Raw genomic sequence first — 17,622 nt, forward strand, 5'->3', positions numbered from 1 at the left:
AGACTCCTTTATACACGAAATGACTGCAGTTGTTCGTTAATCGGTTTTGTTTGATCATATACTGTTTGATAAATAGAAAACAATAATTTATACTGCTCTGCCCGTTCTGTATCCGGTAAAAATGTCTGGCCTTCTCTAATAAAGACCTCCGCGCACTGCTCAAGTGATTCAAACATCCCACTGCCGGCCGCCGCAATCATCGCAGCTCCCATCGCCGGCCCCTGCTCATTTTGCAGCTTTACTACTTTCGCCTCAAAAATATCCGCCTGCATTTGCAGCCACACATCACTTTTGGCACCTCCGCCAATTGAAATAACCGTGTCGATATTTTTTCCCTCTTTCCGGAATAGATCGATTGACTCCTGTAATGAGAAGGTAATGCCCTCCATTACGGCCCTCGCGAAATGCGCTCTTGTATGGGCACTATCAATGCCAATGAAACTCGCACGGATAACAGAATCGGGATGAGGCGTACGTTCACCGACTAAATATGGGGTGTATAGAAGACCGGCCGACCCTGGTGGAATGCTGCCTACCTCCTTCAGCATCTCATCAAACGATTCATCCTTCGCAAAGGTTTCTTTAAACCATTGCAGACTATGTCCAGCAGAAAGCGTGACACCCATCGTATAAAATGCATTCTTTTTGCCATGGTTAAAAAAGTGAACTTTCCCTTCAAAATCCCGTGACGAATCGTCTTCATGAGCTAAAATGACACCCGACGTTCCAATGCTGCACATTGTTTTTCCTGAACTTAAAATCCCCGCGCCAATCGCTCCGCACGCATTATCTGCTCCACCCGCAAAAATAGGCGTTTCCGCGCGCAGCCCGGTTATTTCGGCAATGGATGAAAGTAGTGTGCCTGTCTGTCCGGTAGACTCAACAAGTGGCGGGCAAAGAGAAAGGGGAATATCAAACGTTTTGCAAATAGCAGCGCTCCATTCTTTCTTCGCCACATCCAGAAGCAGTGTACCCGCCGCATCCGAGTAGTCCATATGCGCCTCGCCAGTCATTTTCAAGCGAACGTAATCTTTTGGCAGTAAAAAAAGGGCCGCTTTTTGAAACAGCTCCAGTTCGTTTTCCTGCACCCAGCGAATTTTCGGAAGCGTGAAGCCTTCCAATACACGGTTCCTTGTAATAGAAAGCATTTCTGCTCCAAGCGCTGTCGTAATTTCTTCGCATTGTTTTGTCGTCCGTGTGTCATTCCATAAAATCGCTTTTCTGAGGACGTTATGCTGCTCGTCCAGAAGGACAAGCCCATGCATTTGCCCGGAATAGCTGATACCCTTAATATTTTCCGCCGGAACATTGGCCTCTTTCATCATTTCCTGCAGAGCGTCAATCGTCCCTGTTACCCAGTCGTCCGGATTTTGCTCGCTCCAGCCAGCTCGCTCATGAAAAAGCGGGTAGCTCTTCGATGCTTCCGCGCAAATTTCGCCTGTTTCATTGACTAAGATGGTTTTGACGGCGCTCGTTCCAAGGTCAATCCCAATCACATAGTTCATTTTTTCCGCTCCTTTGAAAAATGGATCGGATTTTTTCCCGAACAACCAGATTTGTAATAATCTAGCTGCTCAAGTTAATTCTCCGATCCATTTTATATTTTCCGGCCGTTCAAGCCGTTTTTAGTTGCTGCCTAGCAAATACTGATTCAAGATTGCTTTTAAATTTTCCTGACGGCCTGAACGATTTTGAATTTGGCTATTCTCAAGCGCATATTTTTCAAGCGATTGGAAATTAGCGCGCCCTTCTACAATTTCAAGACCGATGCCCGTTGTATAGCTGCTGTAACGATCCGCGATTACGTTTTCAAACGCTTTGTCTTCAATTAATCGTTGCGCTGTTTTTAAACCGATGGCGAATGCATCCATGCCGGCAATGTGCGACAAGAACAAGTCGTCTGCTTCAAAAGAAGCGCGGCGCACTTTCGCATCGAAATTCAAACCGCCCTTGCCAAGTCCGCCATTTTGCAAAATTTCGTACATCGCAAGCGTAGTAGAATAAAGATCCGTTGGAAATTCATCTGTATCCCATCCGATAAGCGGGTCACCCTGGTTTGCATCAACCGAACCAAGCATGCCATTAATGCGGGCTGTACGAAGCTCATGCTCAAATGTGTGTCCGGCAAGCGTTGCGTGATTGGCTTCCAGATTTAATTTAAAATGGTTGTCGAGTCCATATTGACGGAGGAATGACAATGTTGTCGCCGCATCCGTATCATATTGATGTGTTGTCGGCTCTTTTGGCTTCGGCTCAATTAAAAATTGGCCGTCGTAGCCGATTTCTTTTGCATAGTCGACCGCCATATGGAAGAAGCGCGCCAAGTTATCAAGCTCCAGTTTCAAGTCCGTGTTTAACAATGTGTCGTACCCTTCACGGCCGCCCCAGAACACATAGTTTTCAGCACCAAGGAGTTTTGCTGTTTCCAATCCCTTTTTCACCTGCGCTGCTGCATATGCGAAAACATCCGCATTGCTGCTTGTTGCCGCCCCGTGAACAAAACGTGGATTGGTAAACATGTTGGCTGTATTCCAAAGAAGCTTCACATTGCTTGTTTTCATGTAATCCTGGATCATCGAAACAATAACATCCAGATTTTCATTGGTTTCTTTTAAGTTACTGCCTTCAGGGGCAATGTCCCGATCATGAAATGCGAAATAAGGGGCACCTAATTTTTCATATAATTCAAATGATGCCTCAACACGTGCTTTGGCAAGATCCATAGCGGAATATTTATTCCATGGGCGCTGCATCGTGCCAGCACCGAATGGATCGCTGCCGTCTGCTGTGAAAGTGTGCCAGTAAGCAATAGAAAAACGAAGCTGTTCCTCCATTGTTTTTCCACCTACAACTTCTTCCGGATTGTAATGCTTAAAAGCAAACGGGTTTTTAGAACCTGCCCCTTCAAATTGAATCTTATTTACGTTTTCAAAGTATGTCATTTCTTTTTCCCTCCATGTTTGTTGATTGGATAAACTAACTTAACTCATATATTACAGAATCCGCTTTCATTTTTCAAGCATTTTGTTATAATTAATTTAAACTTTATTTAAATAAACAACAAAGTGAGTGATATGAATAATGATAGCAGATCAAAACTTAGTAAAGAAAATGAATAAACGGCGGCTTTTGCAGGAGGTCATTCATCACTCTCCTATCTCACGCGCTAATTTGTCCAAAACAACCGGGTTAAACAAATCCACGGTTTCCGCTCAAATTCAAGAGCTGGTTGATGAGAAATTCATTTTTGAAATCGGACAGGGCCAGTCAAGCGGCGGACGCCGGCCTGTGATGCTTATGTTTAACAAACAAGCGGGATACGCTATTGGCGTAGACATCGGTGTGGACGATATGATCGTTCTTTTAACAGATTTGGACGGATCGATTGTGAGCGAGCATTATTTTGACTTAAACCAGTCTTCTCCAGATGAAACAATTAAACTTCTCTTAAAAACCATTCAGCAAGTGATTGATAAAATGCCCGGTTCCCCGTACGGGCTTATCGGCATTGGTATTTGTGTTCCCGGTCTAGTGAATCGCTCCGAACAAATTGTTTTAACACCAAACTCTCACTGGGACAACATTGAATTAAAAAAAATAGTTGAAGACGCCTTCCATGTACCAGTTACGATTGAAAATGAAGCAAATGCCGGCGCCTATGGAGAAAATATATATGGAGCTGCAAAAGCATACAATAATTTCATTTATGTAAGTGTGAGCACTGGGATTGGTCTCGGTCTCGTCCTAGATAATAAACTGTACAAGGGCATACACGGCTTTTCTGGCGAAATGGGTCACATGACGATTGATTTTAACGGCCCAAAATGCAATTGTGGAAACCGCGGCTGCTGGGAGCTGTACGCTTCTGAAAAAGCGTTCCGCCAGTCCCTGCCTGCTGCATGGAATGATGCAGAGATAGAGGCACGCTACAAGCAAAACGATGTCGAGCTGTTCGCCGCACTTGAAAATTTCGGCCATTACCTCGGGATCGGACTTGTCAACATTACAAATACATTTGATCCGGAAGCTATTATTTTACGAAATCCACTTATTGAGTCAAACCCTTTCGTACTAAACGCTGTCAAAAACACGCTTTCGTCCCGAATGAACATCCGATTTGAGGCGGAATGTGCCTTCTTGCCTTCTTCCCTGGGCAAAAATGCACCTGCACTCGGTGCATGTTCAATGATGGTTGGCCGCTTTATTAATGGGCTGACTACATAACAAAATCCGTAACTTATTCATTATGGATTTTGTTATTATCTTTTTGGCACAATATCCGGGAAAAGAATATAGAATGCTGAATTCTATATTTCCCATGTGCCTTAACTAAAAATATGTGATGTTGTTTTAGCTATAATAATAAGAAAAAAGGATGGGAGAGGACCATCCTTTTTCATGAAAACTGTTTTAGAATATGTTTTACAGTTAAGAGGAAAAGTAGAACTTGTATGTTCATCTTAATTAACAATTCATTCTTAAAATTCCAAATAGTAACCCCTAGATTAAAATGATACTGTCCTTTAACTATTACTCACTATCACCCATCCCCGTATATACTTTATTTTTACCATTTCCATATGTTCCATATGTCGGTGCATCTGAGCGGCTATAAAGTTTCTTTCCTTCAGCAGCCCATAAAAAGCCCCTGCGCATAATGGATGAAACTTCTGGCATCGCTACGATGTCTGCTTTATGACCAAGTGCATTGTAAAACACACGGCCAAGCCCCCATCGTTTCGTCCAGACAACCGGCATATCAACTGCTCCATTTGCTTTATGAGGCCCGTCCACAACTGGGAATCTCGTTGTGGCTAGTACTTCCACAGCCGGATCTACATGAAGGTAATACTGTTCTGAAACGACTTTAAAATCATTAAACCCTTCTAATAGCGGACTCGATGAATGCTTAATATTCACCATGTATTCTACTCCGTCATTTCCTGGATGTGCTACCCAATTCCCTCCGGTCATAAACTGCCAGTCAACGTTGTTGCGGAATGAATCGCACATTCCGCCATGGCAGCCGGCAATGCCAACACCGCTCATAACTGCTGCCGAAATATTCAGCACATATTTTTTGCTAATTTCACCCATTGTCCAGTGCGGCACGATTAAGTCCAGTGACTTCAGCTTTTCCGGATCCGCATATGCTTCAAGCGTATCTGATACTTCCACTTCGAAATTTTCATCCTCTAATATGCCTTTAAAAATCCCAGCAATCTGGTCCGGTTCGTGTCCGTCCCAGCCGCCCCATACGATTAGCGCTTTTTTCTTCATTTTATTCGCTCCTTTTTTTTACTTTTACAAATCGCTCGGCTTAATCCAGCTGCGTTCTTCAATAGATAAATCTACTGCTTCCAATACTTGCTGGCACTTTACACCGGCTGTAAAATCAGGAATCGGCTGACGGTCTTCCTTAAAGGCATTCATCAGCTCCACCACTTCATGAATAAATGTGTGTTCATAACCGATTGTATGTCCAGGCGGCCACCATGCATCTGCATAAGCATGAGCAGGATCCGTTGCCAGAACACGGCGGAATCCTTGGACATCGTCTGCGTCATCCTGAAAATACACCTGCAGCTCATTCATTCGTTCAAAGTCAAACTTCACGCTGCCTTTGCTGCCGTTAATTTCAAATGAATTCGTGCATCGGTGTCCGGAAGCATAGCGTGTTGCTTCAAAACTTCCGAGCGCGCCGTTTTCAAATCGGGCCATAAACAGCGTGGCGTCATCAACCGTTACTTTTTCTTTTGGTGAATCTTTGCTTGCCTGGGCGCTTAAGCCCGTCATATTATCGGGAACAGGCCGCTCTTTTACGAAAGTCTCACTCATGCCGATGACTTCTGATATGTCACCAACTAGGAAGTGAGCCAGGTCAATTAAATGTGCGCCTAAATCTCCATGTGAACCCGACCCAGCAATTTCTTTCTGCAGGCGCCACGTTAGTGGAAAATCTGGATCAACAAGCCAGTCCTGCAAAAACCATGCGCGAAAATGATAAATGTCGCCGAGCCGGCCTTCTTCAACCAATTTTTTCGCAAGAAGAACGGCTGGTGCGAATCGGTAGTTGAAACCGATCATGTGCTTAACTCCTGCTTTTTCTGCCGCTTCTAAAATTTCCCGGGAATCCTTCAAGGTTAATGCCAGTGGTTTTTCACAAAAAATGTGCTTTCCAGCTGCTGCAGCTGCCAGCGCAATTTCTTTATGGGCATCACTTGGTGCATTAATATCAATCAAGTCTATATCCGGGTTATCCATTAACTCCCGCCAATCCGTACTGCTCCTTTCCCAGCCATACTGCTGGGCTGCTTTTTGAACATTTTCTTCATTTCTTCCACAAATCATTTTCATAACTGGACGGGGCTGGTCGGGGAAAAACATCGGCAAATCGCGATACGCATGACTGTGTGCCTTTCCCATAAACTTATACCCGACCATGCCAATTCGAATTTCTTTCATTGATGAATGCCCTCCTTCTTATTTTCAGCGCCCATTTGGATAAATCATAATTTTTAGTGTGTTTTTCTTATCTTGAATGGCTTTTTCAAAAGCTGCTTCTACATCCTGAAGCGAATCATAGTGATCCGTTATAATTTTCTCGATATCAATCTTGCTTTCTGACAACAACTGAATCGCTTTTGGGTATGTATGGTGATAGCGAAACACCCCTCTTATATCGATTTCCTTGTTAATAATTTGGGCAATGTTAAGCGATGCTTCATCTTCCGAAGACATCCCAACGATGACTGCTTTACCGCCACGACGCACGCCCGAGATCATGCTTTTTAACGCTGCTGGGCTTCCCGCTGTTTCGATGGCCACATCCACGCCGAGTCCATTTGTATATTCTAAGATCTTTTCCTCAAACGACTCAGTTTTTACATTAATCACTCGGTCTGCACCCAGCTCTTTTGCTTTATCCAAGCGCGTCTGTTCTAAATCAACGCCAATAATTAATCCTGCACCACTCATTTTTGCTGCTGCAGCCGTCAGCAAGCCAATGGGGCCCATACCTAAAATAAGCACCGTATCACCGGCCTTTACTTCTCCCCTGCTGCAGGCATGAAGGCCCACAGAAAACGGTTCTATTAACGCACCGGTTTCGTCACTCATACTATCTGGGATTGGAAACACAAGATCGCTGCGCATCGCAATGTACTGGCAGAAAGCACCGTCATATGGGGGCGTTGCTAAAAACTCCACTTCCTTGCATAGATTGTAGCGCCCGCTTTGGCACTGAACGCATGTGCCGCATGTTTTACCAGGTTCAATGGCAACCCGCTGGCCTTTTTGAAAACCCTGGACACCCTCCCCAAGTTCTACAATCTCCCCCGACACTTCATGGCCTAAAATAATTGGCTTTTCTACAATAAAGTCGCCGATTTTTCCATGCTCGTAATAATGAATATCCGATCCGCACAAACCAACTGCTTTCACTTTAATCAAGACTTCATTGTCAGCAGGAACCGGGTTGCTCTGTTCCTGCACATCAATTTCTTTTGGTTTCTGCAATACGGCTGACTGCATAGCAATTCCTCCTTATTTTCCCGACATGAGATCATGAAAATTATCCTGGTCAATGCCTGTTGGAAACGGGGCCGGCTGGTCACATGTACTGCTCAACTCATAATGCTTTCCTTGTTCGGCAGCATCATGAAACCCATGCATAATATCAAGTACATGATAGGCAAGGTCGCCGCTTGCTCTTGGTGAGCGGCCTTCTAAAATGGCATACGCCATTTCCGAAAGGCCAATCCCACGGCTGTTTTCTGAAAAACCATGTGTCAGCGGAATGTCTGACCACTGTTCCTGCCCTTTTCGACGCACCCGCACAGGGCCACCAAATGTATTTGGGTCTGGCACAACAAGACTGCCTTCATCTCCGTACACTTCAATGTAAGGTAAATTATGATGCCACGTATCAAAGCTTGTAATAATCGAAGCGACGGCTCCTTGATGGAACTCCATAATGCCGTTAATCTGCGTTGGCGTATTGACTTGGATTTTCTCTCCACGCTTTGGCTCGCTTAAAATAGTCCGTTCTGGGAATGTCACGCTTGCAGCACCTGTCACCCGCTTCACAGATCCTATCATTGAAATAAGTGCTGTAATATAGTAAGGTCCCATATCAAACATCGGGCCGCCGCCTTTTTGATAGTAAAATCCTGGGTCTGGATGCCAATGCTCGTGGCCATGGTTCATCATAAAAGCGGTTGCAGATACAGGTCGCCCGATCCATCCATCTTCAATTAACTTGCGCGCGGTTTGAATGCCTCCACCTAAAAATGTATCCGGTGCATTTCCGACGTAGCAGCCGCTTTCTTTTGCGGCTTCCTGAATGGCTTGTCCTTCTTCACGTGTTACAGCGAGCGGTTTTTCACTGTATACATGCTTCCCGGCTTTTAACGCCTGAACAGCAATATCGGCATGGGCAGCCGGAATCGTCAAGTTTAAAACTAGGTCAATATCCGGGTCCTGGATCAATTCTTCCGGTGAATAGGCTTTTTCGATTTTATGTTTTTCAGCTATTTCTTTTGCCCGGCTTAAATCCAAATCCGCACATGCTGTGATATCATAAAAATTAAACTTTTTTGCATTTTCAAGGTAAATGCCGCTGATAAATCCACATCCAATTAACCCTACACGTACTTTTTTCATTTCTTTTCCTTCTTTCTAAAATGAAATCAATATTATCCTTTTACAGAACCTGCAGCCACGCCTTTTACAATTTTTTCTTGCGCGAAGAAATAAACAAGTAGCAAAGGCAGGCTGGTCATTGTCCGTGAAGCCATAATCATGGGTACATTAATAGAGAATTCTCCATAAAAGTCACGCAAGCCGAGCGGCAGCGTATAATTTTCGGGTGAATCAGTCAAGATCAGGGCAAAAATGAACTCATTCCAAATGTGAATGAAGTGATAAATAGATACTGTCGAAATGGCAGGGGTCAGTGATGGGAACAAAATTCGCCAAAACTACATAAAGTGATGGCATCCATCCATTTTAGCGGATTCTCCTAATTCTTTCGGAAGATCCTGTAAGAAAAGAGTGAAAATCACGACCGAAATCGGCAGGGCAAATGCCACTCCTAGACCAATCAGTGCCTAATTCGTGTCATAAGTGCCGAGGTTGATTGTCATCAAGTAAATAGGAACAACTTGCTTTTGAACAACCCAGTTACCCCCTGAATGTGATCATGCCTAATCATATGTAACCGTATTCATTTCACCATAAGCAAAAAGTGATTAGCCTCCCCTCAATTATGAAATATGTGACTATAATCTTACATTAAGAATAACAGCCGAATCTTAGTTTGTCCAGCGAACCAACTATTTTTATACTCAATCGAAATTGTTATAAGTTTAATTCATTGATAAAATTTGCAGTGTTATCAAAAGAAGAAAGCTATCGGGTTAATGCGGCTGATCTTGGCCTTCGGTCTCCTTCTCTACTAAAAGATTGGATGAAAAGGACAAAATAGAAGAAGCCTTTGATCGGAGTGGGAAGGGACCGGGTTCAAATGAAAAAATTCACTCAACGGTCGCCTAAGACCTGTCTAATAATGAAGTCGTTACTTGGAATCTTTCCCGCCGAAATAATATAATGTTACAAATACCCCATCCGAATTGGCTATAAAAAAAAGACGTATATGGAGCCGTTATCCATTCAGATCAAGGCTTCCAGCATATACGTCTAAGTGATATAACATATGACCAGTCAATCGGGCTTTTTTATTTTTTCATTCTAGGCTTGATTATTAGTATGAACGAAATATTGCTACTAATAGCAGCTTGTCTTTTTTGAAATTTGCGACAATTATTTTTTGCTTGAAATGTCAAGCCACACAGCAAAAATCAAAATAGAGCCTTTAACGATGTATTGCCAAAACGTCTCAATATTCATCATGCTCATTCCGTTATCAATACTAGCCATGATAAGGGCACCAATAATCGCACCCATAATTTTTCCTTTTCCACCCATTAAACTTGTTCCGCCGATTACACAGGCCGCAATTACATCTAATTCAAGCATGTTACCGGCACTTACCGTTGCCGCATTTAATCTGCTTGTTAAAAGCACTCCTGCTACTCCTGCTAGTGCGCCCATTAAGATAAAGACGTACAATACATTTCGTTTAATATTAATCCCTGAGAGCGCTGCAGCTTCAGCGTTACCGCCGATCGCATATACATATCGTCCGAAAGATGTTTTCAGAGATACAAAAAGGAACAATCCAGCAAATGAAACAGCAATCAGCATTGAAATAGGAATTCCCAAATAACGATTTAACATATAAGTAATTAATAAAGTAAAAAAGGAATAAACTGCAACTTTACCATAATCAACAAAAGTAGATGGAACGGCTAAGCCCATGCTTTGGCGTTTCGCTCTCATACGTGCGGTTGACACAAAGAGAAGGACAACACTGATTGCGGCAATTATATAACCTATACTGTATGGTAAGTAGCTATTTCCGATAAGTTTAAAGCTGTTATTTAACGGAGCTATTGTCTGTCCTTCACTAATCCCAATTAAAATTCCACGAAAAATCAACATACCACCTAATGTCACAATAAAAGCGGGTACAGCACGATAGGCAACCCACCAACCTTGCCATAAACCTACAAGAGCACCAACTGCAACGGCAACAATGACAACAACAACTGTATTCATTCCAAACCAAACTTGGAGAATTGCTGCGATTCCACCAGTTAAACCTACTAAAGATCCAATAGATAAATCAATATGCCCGGCGACAATAATAAGAGTCATTCCAATTGCAAGGACGGCGACAACAGACATCTGTGTAAACAAATTTGACAGATTACGAGAGGATAAAAATTCACCATTTGTAAAAAATCCAAAAATGAGTGCAATTAAAACGAGTGCAATGATCAATGTATAAGCTTGAAAATCAAGTTTAAAGCTCAGTTTTTTATTTTCTTTAGGAATTACATTAGCATTAGTAGGCAATGGATTGTTCACGAATCTTCCCTCCTGTGGCACATGCCATAATTTTTTCCTGTGTGGCTTCTTTCCTTGTAAATTCACCACTAATACTTCCTTCTGTCATGACTAATATTCGGTCTGACATTCCAAGAACCTCTGGCAATTCAGAAGATATAATGACAATTCCAACCCCTTGCTCTGCAAGTTCATTAATAATTTTATAGATTTCATATTTTGCACCTACGTCAATGCCCCTTGTTGGTTCATCTAAAATAAGGATTTTAGGATTATTTAATATCCATTTGCTGAGGACAACCTTTTGCTGATTACCTCCACTCAACTGACCAACCTTAGTTTCAAGACTAGGGGCCTTTAATTTCATTTTTCTTGTTATCTCATCTGCACGCTTTACTTCAAGCGCATCGTCAATAATGTTAAACTTCATGACTTTGTTTAACGCAACAAGCGTCGAGTTTTTTGCAATGTCCATTCCCAGAATAAGCCCATATCTTTTTCGGTCTTCTGAAACGTAGGCTAAGCCTTCTTGAATGGCATCGGCCGGCTTTTGAATATTTGTTTCTTTTCCATCAATAATCACTTTCCCTTGCTTTTTCCCTTTAAGTCCTCCAAATAGGCTGGTGAATAGCTCACTCCTTCCAGCACCCATCAATCCAGAAAATCCAAGAATTTCTCCTTTTTTCAATGTAAATGACACATTTTTTATGATTGATTTTCCACTATGTGCTTCAAAAGAAGAATAGTTTTCTACTTGTAAGATTGATTCTCCTATTAATCGAGCCTGATAAGGGAAAAGCTCCGTCAGTTCTCTTCCAACCATTTTTGTTACTATTTTATCCTCTGAAAGCTCTTTAATTGGATCTGTGCTGATTGTTTGCCCATCGCGCAAGATGGTTACGGTATCAGCTAGTGTCATAACTTCTCCAAGTTTGTGGGAGATGTAAATACACGTAACACCTTTTGACCTTAAATCTTTTAAGAGTCCTATTAAAATCTCGACATCACTCTCTGTTAATGCAGCAGTTGGTTCATCTAAAATCAAAATGTCTGTTTTATTAGTAAGTGCCTTTGCAATCTCGATTAATTGTTGTTTTCCTACTGTTAAGTCACCAACCTTTGTTTGCGGATCAATATTTAACCCAATGTTGCTGAGCCACTTCTGCGCCTCGGCATTTATCTTGTTCCAATTAATCACCTTTTGTCTCATAAGGTCGTGGCTAAGAAAAAGATTTTCAGCAACTGTCATTTCTTCTACAAGTGCAAGTTCTTGATAAATAATGGATACGCCGGCTTGTCTCGATTCCTTTATGGATTTAAAGAACACGGCCTCTCCGTTGATTAAGATCTGGCCACTGTATGTACCTACTGGATATACACCACTTAAAATTTTCATTAATGTTGATTTTCCAGCCCCATTTTCACCGCACAACGCATGGATTTCCCCTTTACGTACAGAAAAAGTCACGTTATCTAATGCTTTTACACCAGGAAAGACTTTTGTAATACCCTTCATTTGAAGTGCGAAAGTACCCATGTTGATGGCCTCCTTATTAAAGATAAGGGGTATTTCCCCTTATCCTGTTCAACTTTTATTTTTATGGACGTGGTGGACGCTCATTCTCAGGGACATTTTTGTAAATCTCATCATAGGAATGGAAACCATCTTTTACAATAGTGTCAACAATATTTTCTTTATCTACCATAATTGGATCTAGTTTAATGAATGGTACATCCATTTTCCCGTTATTAACAGAACCCTCAGCCACAATATTCTCCCCATTCGCAAGTTTAACCGCGACTTCTGCACTCATTTCTGCAATAGTTTTAATTGGTTTATACACTGTCATTGATTGCGTACCTTCTGCAATACGTTGAACACCTGTAATGTCAGCATCTTGTCCGGAAACCACTACTTTTCCAGCCAGGTTTTGACCTGATAAAGCTTGAATGGCGCCGCCAGCCGTATTATCATTTGAAGTCACAACAGCATCAATTTGGTTTTTATTAGCTGTAAGCGCATTCTCCATTATTTTGAGTGCTTCGTTTGCTTCCCAGTTCTTTGCCCATTGATCCCCTATAATTTCAATGTCACCTTTATCTACCAGAGGCTGGATAATGTTCATTTGTCCTTCCCTAAACATCTTTGCATTGTTATCGGTCGGTGATCCGCCCATTAAAAAGTATTTACCTTTGGGAACTTTATTTACCAGGTATTCTGCCTGCATTTCTCCAACGCGTATATTATCGAAGGAAACATATGCATCTATTTCTGAATTATTGATTAAACGATCGTATGCTAATACCGGAATACCTTCCGCTTTTGCTTGATCGACAACAGGTGTCAAAGAATCAGAGTTTATAGGAATAATAACAAGTACATCAATCCCCTGTGAAAGCATATTTTGAATTTGTGACAATTGCTTTGCCTCATCACCATCTGCCGATTGAACTAAGACTTCACTTCCGAGTTTTTCGGCCTTCTTAACAAATATATCTCTGTCATGTTGCCATCTTTCTAAAGATAAGTCCGATACAGAAAGACCAATTCTAATCTCCTTATCAGCTTGCTCTGAATTGCTACCGCTTACATTTTTTCCTGCATCTTGCCCGCAGGCTGCCAGAATAAATACCAGTAACGATATCATTAAAACGTTTAGAAACCCCTTACATTTATTCATCTGCTTGCCCCCCTTTTTTTATCAGATAAGAGTTTGAATACTCTTAATCTTGGAATTGAGTATAGCAGGGGTAACTTTGTTTGTCTAGTAGATAAACAAAGTTTCGTATTAATAAATAATAGTGAGCTATATGAGATTACCGTAGCGTATTTTAGCATAGGCACCAATAAAAAATTTGAACAAAAAATTAGCGCCGCATTCCCCTTCAAAATCTCCAATTTAACAGAGGAACCACGAATGTATATTAAAAGTATGCTTACAAGAACCACAGAAGTGGGTAGTTGTTCAAATAGATGAAAAGGATTCTAAATAAAATGGAAGTAGATAAATGGAATTTTTAGATAAAGTGCTTATTTCTAGTGAATTTGTTACTTCGATCAATAAAGGTTTATGGACATTTTTCATTCTTGAAGTAATTTTTATCAGCATTTAATTTGGAAGTTTCCTGTAATCAAAAAATAAAGCAGATAACAACTAAATCGGCAGGAGGAGAGATCACTATGAAGTTATCATTCAACAACCAAATTAAAGAAATTGGTTTTACCGATGCTCTTGAAGTAGCTACTAACAAATTATTTGTACTAGCATCACAAAAGACTATTCCGATGTGGAAAGTATATGATGTAGAACATATTGAAAATATGGAAAACAATTGTAAGCGTTATGATGTAGCACTTTATGATACAGAAGATATGTCTGGTGATCCTGTATTTAAAACGGCAATAGAGGTTTATGATAATACAATTGAAATAGACTTGGGAGAGTAATTATTTGCGTGCAGAAAAACCTGCGTAGCAGTCTTATAAAAGGACTTGCGCAGGTTCTGCGTTTTATGTTTAAAGTGCTAGCATATTAACCATCAACTAGATTTGGTCTGCATACAACATACAGTATAGTAACCTCTCAATTAGACATGTCTTCAAATTCGTCCATATTCTTGCTGATTTCAGATTGTGTTTTCATGACTTCGTTTTGTGATTTTTCAGTTATATCACTAACCACCGCGACTCCTTTTGTGATGCTTTCCACATTTGAATTCACTTGTTCAATGGCTGTATTAACATAGCCGGCTAGTTTTCGTACTTCTTCTGCCACCACGGCAAAACCACGTCCATGTTCCCCCGCTCTTGCTGCTTCAATAGCTGCATTTAATGCCAGGATATTAGTTTGTAAAGAGATATTTCGTATTTTTTCAGCTGTATCGCTTATTAAATCAACCTGTTCCTTTAATGATTGAAACGCCTTCATGTTCTCTTTAGAATTATCGTTAATCACGTTGCCTAAATTGATAGACAAATCTTTAAGTTGAGAAACAATTTTTATCCCTTTTTCTTCACGTTCTGTTATATCCGTTGCAATTTTAAGTACAGCAGTTACTTCTCCTTCTTCGTTTTGAACAGGGATGTACGTAGCTTCAAGCCAAAGCAGGTTCCCTTTTTTATCAACCCGTTGAATTTTCCCCTGGTGCTTTGTTCCTTTTTCAAGTTTAATCCATAGTTCTTTATATTCTTTGCTATTTACAAAATCTGCTGTACAAAACTGCTTATGCGCCTTACCTTTCATCTCATATAATGAATACCCTAAAGCTTTTGCAAAGTTTTCATTTGCCCAAATAACTTCCCTGTTTAAGTTAAATTCTATCATCCCTAAATTAGATTCTAATGCGGCCATAACGGATACCGGATCTAATACTTGTGTGCTTACATGAGCACCTAAAAGAGTGTCCATTCAAAAATCTTCCCCTTAATATAATATATGTTGTATACACAAAAAAGCCTGCCAAAAGAATGGCAGGCTTACTCAAATAAGGAATTATCTGTTTCATTTTAAAACAATCCCTTTTTCAAATCATCCTATTCCTTCGGTAACCCGGCGATCATAGCTTCATAAAACTTTAGACCCGTAGCTTTGCGCCCTTACCTTTCGATAAGTTTGCCATTATCGTAGAACTTTATAATAGGTATTTATTATTATAGTACTTATGTCGTGATTATATATCCATTTGGATATTTATTCAAGACTATTTTAAAAGTAGGTATCTCCTTTAATTTTATCATCTTTGGCGAGAATACCCCCACTTCAACCGTCAGGTAAGTGGGTGGTAGTTCAATGGCAGATAACCTCCTATAGAATGATCATCACTTTTTCTATTGGTGTATTCTATATTCGCTCACAAAAGGTTTTTTCGCTTCTCTTTGTCCTCATTAATAAAAATGGGCATTTTAGATATTATTTAGAAAGACTGGCTTTCCCAGCGTCAATACTATAATAAAAAGGCTAAAGAAGCCGTGTACCAGCGCTTTTCTCCCTCTTCCATACCAGAAGCAAGGCTTATGCGCAAAGAGTTAGGCGACTGGGACTTTATTGTGCCGGGAACCGAGGATACTTTTAGTTATATGGAAGGGATCTATACACACAGGTTGACAACAGACAATTCCATTGAAATGGGCAAGTACAGCACAAAGCCTGGATATGCAGTGCTGAATCTGCCGGCTGTCTATTCCCTTACCTATCAAACGATGCATTTATTTTACCATCAGGTTTCCGTGGACAATCTATATATGGAGTGGTTAAAGAATCGATGGATTATTCATATGAAAGACGCGCGGTTAAATGGTGTTTCGGTTGAATTAGCTGACTTTATTAAACGTTCGGCTAAACAAGGGCGTATGTGTTATGTTCCGGAATATAAGGCACTCGGTATTAAATCGGAGGAAGAACCGCTGTCGGTATCCTTGTCAGCGGATATTAAGGACTGGCTGCATAATCAGGGAGAACAGACCGGGAAAATTATGCAGGCTGATTGCCTCCTTCCGATGTAACAAAGAAATGCCAGATTCTGTACAGTTTAAACGCTTAAAAACAAAGCTTTCTTTGTCTTGAAGCAAAAAATCAACAGCCCGGTATGAAGACCAACCGGACTGTTAATATTAATAAGGAAATTGTGAAGAGTAATTGTTAAATTGCTTATAAGCTTTATCAATTTTTTGCTGTTCCTCGGCCTCAAGCTTGTACCAGCCGTTTTGAAACATCAAATTATAAAGCTCGCGGCAGCTTTGATGTGTTTCTGTAAGAACTTGAAGCATATCTGAATATAATTGTTCGTGGCTTGCTTCGCGTACAGCAATGTTTAAACTGTCAGTTAAATACTTACATGTACTAAGACCATCATTAATAAAATCCCGGTCGTTCATATCTGGACCTTTTACTTTCGGTAATTGCCCTGTTTGGGGATTGGCAATTTGATTTGGGTTTTGCTGGTTTGACATTTATTCCACCTCCGCTTAGTTCATTACGACTGCTGGTTCTTCTGCTGGCTAGGCAGGCTGGCTAATGCGGCATTGTTATCGACTTGCAGGTGGGCAAGCAGCTTCTGAAAGTGATCTTGGTGCATTTTCCCTGCTTTTTCGAGTGCTTGTTTGATTTCTGAATTACTTACCTGTTGGGCAAAGAAATGAAATTTTTTAAATGCGAGAAGTTCCCATGATAATGCATCCTTTAAATAGAGTACATCTTTTGTTGAGAGAGCTCTGGGCGGATATGGAATGGGTGCTTGATTATTTTGCATTAAAAAGCTCCTTTCATCTTGTCAGATATCATAAATATAGAATGAACAAACAGGAGGCCTATTATGCGGGAAAATGGATGCTCATTGTGAACCTCTCTCCCAAATTAAAGGTTTTGATGAATACCTCTTATCCTGAATATGGTATAGCGTCTGCGGATTAAGCTTCTTTCAGAAGTCAAAGTGCATGGTGGGGACCAATGAACAAAGATAAGGTTTGAGATGTGACAGTGGATGTGAACCTCTCCAACTAATTGCTGCGCAATTTGATGGAGCATCTCTGCCAGAGACATGAAAAAAATATGCTCTGACTTCATTGATTTTCCTGCTTCACCGATATCTGCCCTATCTTCCGAACAGGGTCTTACACCATCTCCACAGGCGTTGTTTTATACTGTTCGGGCG

General features: G+C 41.0%; 15 protein-coding genes, 1 pseudogene and 1 riboswitch. Of the genes and pseudogenes, 3 read left to right on the forward strand and 13 right to left on the reverse strand.

The genetic code is table 11. The features are described 5' to 3' along the window. Positions 1-8 precede the first annotated feature (8 nt). Both xylB and xylA read right to left on the reverse strand, forming a co-directional pair. Positions 9-1,505 (reverse strand): xylulokinase, encoded by a 1,497-nt coding sequence (gene xylB, locus L2D08_RS16820; RefSeq protein WP_242235429.1) that lies wholly within the window; start codon positions 1,503-1,505, stop codon positions 9-11. A 120-nt stretch (positions 1,506-1,625) separates the two neighbouring features. Beyond that, positions 1,626-2,942: a xylose isomerase gene (gene xylA, locus L2D08_RS16825; RefSeq protein ID WP_242235431.1), complete on the reverse strand. Its 1,317-nt coding sequence runs from the start codon at positions 2,940-2,942 to the stop codon at positions 1,626-1,628. Positions 2,943-3,078: 136 nt separating this feature from the next. Between xylA and L2D08_RS16830 the strand changes: the two genes are divergently transcribed. Then, positions 3,079-4,224 carry an ROK family transcriptional regulator gene (locus L2D08_RS16830; RefSeq protein ID WP_242235518.1) on the forward strand — a complete coding sequence of 382 codons (1,146 nt, stop codon included), beginning with the start codon at positions 3,079-3,081 and terminating at the stop codon, positions 4,222-4,224. A 306-nt stretch (positions 4,225-4,530) separates the two neighbouring features. On the opposite strand, the gene L2D08_RS16835 is transcribed toward L2D08_RS16830, so the two are convergent. The 7 genes from L2D08_RS16835 to xylF all read right to left on the reverse strand — a co-directional run bounded on the left by L2D08_RS16835 (position 4,531) and on the right by xylF (position 13,652). Beyond that, positions 4,531-5,280: a ThuA domain-containing protein gene (locus L2D08_RS16835; protein WP_242235433.1), complete on the reverse strand. Its 750-nt coding sequence runs from the start codon at positions 5,278-5,280 to the stop codon at positions 4,531-4,533. A 24-nt stretch (positions 5,281-5,304) separates the two neighbouring features. Beyond that, on the reverse strand, positions 5,305-6,465 hold the full coding sequence (locus L2D08_RS16840) for a Gfo/Idh/MocA family protein (RefSeq protein ID WP_242235435.1): 1,161 nt from the start codon (positions 6,463-6,465) through the stop codon (positions 5,305-5,307). Between the two features lie 24 nt (positions 6,466-6,489). Then, entirely contained in the window at positions 6,490-7,533 is a 1,044-nt protein-coding gene (locus L2D08_RS16845; protein ID WP_242235436.1) for an NAD(P)-dependent alcohol dehydrogenase, read from the reverse strand. Positions 7,534-7,545: 12 nt separating this feature from the next. Further along, complete coding sequence (locus tag L2D08_RS16850; protein ID WP_242235438.1) at positions 7,546-8,664, reverse strand: Gfo/Idh/MocA family protein; 1,119 nt, start codon at positions 8,662-8,664, stop codon at positions 7,546-7,548. Between the two features lie 1,158 nt (positions 8,665-9,822). Further along, positions 9,823-10,992: a sugar ABC transporter permease gene (locus L2D08_RS16855; protein WP_242235440.1), complete on the reverse strand. Its 1,170-nt coding sequence runs from the start codon at positions 10,990-10,992 to the stop codon at positions 9,823-9,825. Continuing rightward, entirely contained in the window at positions 10,970-12,508 is a 1,539-nt protein-coding gene (locus L2D08_RS16860) for a xylose ABC transporter ATP-binding protein (protein WP_242235442.1), read from the reverse strand. The genes L2D08_RS16855 and L2D08_RS16860 overlap by 23 nt, the downstream gene beginning before the upstream one ends. Before the next feature lie 61 nt (positions 12,509-12,569). Next, positions 12,570-13,652 (reverse strand): D-xylose ABC transporter substrate-binding protein, encoded by a 1,083-nt coding sequence (gene xylF / locus L2D08_RS16865; protein WP_242235444.1) that lies wholly within the window; start codon positions 13,650-13,652, stop codon positions 12,570-12,572. A gap of 500 nt (positions 13,653-14,152) precedes the next feature. On the opposite strand from xylF, the gene L2D08_RS16870 reads away from it, so the two are divergent. Beyond that, positions 14,153-14,419 carry a hypothetical protein gene (locus L2D08_RS16870; protein WP_242235447.1) on the forward strand — a complete coding sequence of 89 codons (267 nt, stop codon included), beginning with the start codon at positions 14,153-14,155 and terminating at the stop codon, positions 14,417-14,419. Positions 14,420-14,555: 136 nt separating this feature from the next. On the opposite strand, the gene L2D08_RS24190 is transcribed toward L2D08_RS16870, so the two are convergent. Beyond that, a complete protein-coding gene (locus L2D08_RS24190; protein WP_304653937.1) occupies positions 14,556-14,900 on the reverse strand; it encodes a methyl-accepting chemotaxis protein in 345 nt (114 codons plus the stop codon). 93 nt (positions 14,901-14,993) lie between these two features. Beyond that, positions 14,994-15,380 (reverse strand): annotated as a pseudogene (locus tag L2D08_RS24195) (PAS domain-containing protein); the annotation flags it as partial. A 132-nt stretch (positions 15,381-15,512) separates the two neighbouring features. After that, positions 15,513-15,599, reverse strand: a riboswitch (cyclic di-GMP riboswitch). A gap of 386 nt (positions 15,600-15,985) precedes the next feature. On the opposite strand from L2D08_RS24195, the gene L2D08_RS16880 reads away from it, so the two are divergent. Beyond that, positions 15,986-16,474, forward strand: coding sequence for a hypothetical protein (locus tag L2D08_RS16880; RefSeq protein WP_242235451.1), 489 nt, complete (start codon positions 15,986-15,988; stop codon positions 16,472-16,474). A 108-nt stretch (positions 16,475-16,582) separates the two neighbouring features. Here the strand turns inward: L2D08_RS16880 and L2D08_RS16885 are convergent, their stop codons facing one another. Together L2D08_RS16885 and L2D08_RS16890 are read right to left on the reverse strand one after the other, a co-directional pair. After that, on the reverse strand, positions 16,583-16,921 hold the full coding sequence (locus L2D08_RS16885) for a spore coat protein (RefSeq protein WP_242235453.1): 339 nt from the start codon (positions 16,919-16,921) through the stop codon (positions 16,583-16,585). A gap of 23 nt (positions 16,922-16,944) precedes the next feature. Then, positions 16,945-17,220, reverse strand: coding sequence for a ferritin-like domain-containing protein (locus L2D08_RS16890; protein ID WP_242235455.1), 276 nt, complete (start codon positions 17,218-17,220; stop codon positions 16,945-16,947). Between the last annotated feature and the right edge of the window lie 402 nt (positions 17,221-17,622).

Origin of the sequence: Domibacillus sp. PGB-M46 (genome assembly GCF_022668875.1) — a bacterium.
Lineage (GTDB): Bacteria > Bacillota > Bacilli > Bacillales > Domibacillaceae > Domibacillus.

Coding starts and splice junctions, on each gene's coding strand:
- L2D08_RS24190 (WP_304653937.1), bottom strand. CDS start 14,900: ATGAAGGCGTTTCAATCATTAAAGGAACAGGTTGATTTAATAAGCGAT.
- L2D08_RS16890 (WP_242235455.1), bottom strand. CDS start 17,220: ATGCAAAATAATCAAGCACCCATTCCATATCCGCCCAGAGCTCTCTCA.
- L2D08_RS16845 (WP_242235436.1), bottom strand. CDS start 7,533: ATGCAGTCAGCCGTATTGCAGAAACCAAAAGAAATTGATGTGCAGGAA.
- L2D08_RS16840 (WP_242235435.1), bottom strand. CDS start 6,465: ATGAAAGAAATTCGAATTGGCATGGTCGGGTATAAGTTTATGGGAAAG.
- xylA (WP_242235431.1), bottom strand. CDS start 2,942: ATGACATACTTTGAAAACGTAAATAAGATTCAATTTGAAGGGGCAGGT.
- L2D08_RS16870 (WP_242235447.1), top strand. CDS start 14,153: ATGAAGTTATCATTCAACAACCAAATTAAAGAAATTGGTTTTACCGAT.
- L2D08_RS16860 (WP_242235442.1), bottom strand. CDS start 12,508: ATGGGTACTTTCGCACTTCAAATGAAGGGTATTACAAAAGTCTTTCCT.
- L2D08_RS16850 (WP_242235438.1), bottom strand. CDS start 8,664: ATGAAAAAAGTACGTGTAGGGTTAATTGGATGTGGATTTATCAGCGGC.
- L2D08_RS16880 (WP_242235451.1), top strand. CDS start 15,986: ATGCGCAAAGAGTTAGGCGACTGGGACTTTATTGTGCCGGGAACCGAG.
- xylB (WP_242235429.1), bottom strand. CDS start 1,505: ATGAACTATGTGATTGGGATTGACCTTGGAACGAGCGCCGTCAAAACC.
- L2D08_RS16835 (WP_242235433.1), bottom strand. CDS start 5,280: ATGAAGAAAAAAGCGCTAATCGTATGGGGCGGCTGGGACGGACACGAA.
- xylF (WP_242235444.1), bottom strand. CDS start 13,652: ATGAATAAATGTAAGGGGTTTCTAAACGTTTTAATGATATCGTTACTG.
- L2D08_RS16885 (WP_242235453.1), bottom strand. CDS start 16,921: ATGTCAAACCAGCAAAACCCAAATCAAATTGCCAATCCCCAAACAGGG.